This window comes from Desulfocicer niacini (assembly GCF_054657595.1).
Map to the genome: position 1 here is coordinate 1 of NZ_BAAHYK010000134.1, position 1,443 is coordinate 1,443.

Consider the following 1,443-nt stretch of genomic DNA (forward strand, 5'->3'; position numbering starts at 1 on the left):
CGCATGAACTTCCTCCTGTGATTCTATAATAAAACTTTTCAGTTCATGTGACAACTATCCTAACAGTGGGGGTTATCAAATAAGCGGAAGATAAAAAATCAGCAATTTCCTGTATGTTTTGCATCCCATTCTCAATAGATGGTGTTGAGATATTGAGATCTATACACTCTCCACCACAAAACGGCGGTCAAGTTGAGCGCTGGGTTATTTGCAAACTGCTAGAATATTTTAAGGGCAAAACTGTGAGATACATTTCGATTAAATAGCATATTGGGGGAGAAAAAAGCAATCTCAGTTTTTATATAAGCATTTGAAATAACCTAGTATATCATTTTACTTTCGTTGTTGCAATTCATACTGAGGTTAGTTGTTTTTTGTTGAACACAAGCAAATTTCCAATAATTAACAGAAACATTCCGGTAACCGCACAAGAACTCCATCGATAGTCTTCGAAAAAAGTTGAGAGGATCAAAGCGATCACCGGAGTAACAATTGACCCATAAGCTGCTCTGTCAGCACCGATTTTTCCAACGAGTGAAAAGTAACAATAAAACGCAATAACCGAACCAAAAATTACTAAATATAGGAGCGAGGATAGATATTCTATGGAAAAATCAAAAATAAAAGATTTTTTCAATAAAAGTGATATAATGATCATAAACAATGCTCCATAAGCCATGCTGAAAGCGTTGGATTGAATCAACGGAAGTTGTTTTTGATAATTACGTTGAACTGTCACATTTCCTAAAGAATACATGATTACACCTATAAAGCCTATGATGATTCCTTGTAGAGCTTCATTTGAAAAATTGACAGATGAAATTTCAGGCCAAAAGATTAATATCATACCCAGAAGGCCTATTGATGCAGCAAATAAAACGCTAATATCGACCTTCGACTCCAAAAAGATCGCCCCATTTATGATATTAAAAAACATAATACATGAACTGATCACGGAAACCAATCCACTAGTCAGATATATCTCAGCGTAATATACACACCAATAGGCAATCGAAAACGATAGTATGCCCTGTAATATTAAAAATAGATGATCTTTAACATCAAATTGAACCTTTCTATTTGTAATATAGCAAAATATAAATAATATCAGCGAGGAGAGCAAAAAGCGGTAAGTAATTGAAACCATAGGGTCAACTATTCCCAGTTGAAATTTTATTGCTAACCAAGTCGATCCCCAGATCAATATAGTTAGAATGTATTGAGTAATAATAACCATTTTTAGCTCCACTTTATACGCCCTCCTTTCAAGTTCCAAGAATAGGGTGATAAAATTAATGTATTCGTCTAAACTTTATGCTTCACATTGTAGAGAAATGGGGCACGGTTATTTCTATAATGAACATATTAAAGTTAGGCATTACTAGAAGCAGATGATTTTTTAGTTCAGAAATATATTGATACTTTATTGATCCAGAAAGTCTA

The 1,443-nt window shown here is 33.8% G+C and carries 1 protein-coding gene; it reads right to left on the reverse strand.

Annotated elements, in window-relative coordinates; translation table 11 throughout:
* Positions 1-352: 352 nt before the first annotated feature.
* Positions 353-1,249: a DMT family transporter gene (locus ACYQ2M_RS25040; protein ID WP_459919133.1), complete on the reverse strand. Its 897-nt coding sequence runs from the start codon at positions 1,247-1,249 to the stop codon at positions 353-355.
* Positions 1,250-1,443 lie beyond the last annotated feature (194 nt).